Annotated in this window: 1 protein-coding gene; it reads right to left on the bottom strand. The window is 52.8% G+C overall.

What is annotated here, in order from left to right:
• A partial coding sequence (locus tag SB749_RS19535; RefSeq protein WP_410711768.1) for an NINE protein occupies positions 1-271 on the bottom strand: 271 nt, incomplete at both ends.

Below are 271 nucleotides of genomic sequence, written 5' to 3'. Positions count from 1 at the left end.
GACTGCCGAAGTTGTAGATACCAACCGGAACGCATGCCATCCACAGCGCAGCTAGACCGACGCCAAGACTATGGATATTGTTGTTGCGGAATACCATGACAAACGCCACCACGGTAAAAATCGCCAACACGTAGTGGAAAATGAGCATCGTCCAACGGCGCAAGTACATTAAATGTGCGCCGAAGCTGCCCAAGAAGAACCAGAGCAAAAACGCGGCGAATCCTGAACGCGTCTGAGCTTGGTGAAGATTGCGGTGAAAGGCGTGGTCCCC

The organism is Brevibacterium sp. SIMBA_078, from assembly GCF_046534565.1.
Taxonomy (GTDB): Bacteria; Actinomycetota; Actinomycetes; order Actinomycetales; family Brevibacteriaceae; genus Brevibacterium.
Note: the sequence above shows the minus strand (reverse complement) of the source record. Positions and strands in the feature narration are given on the sequence as shown.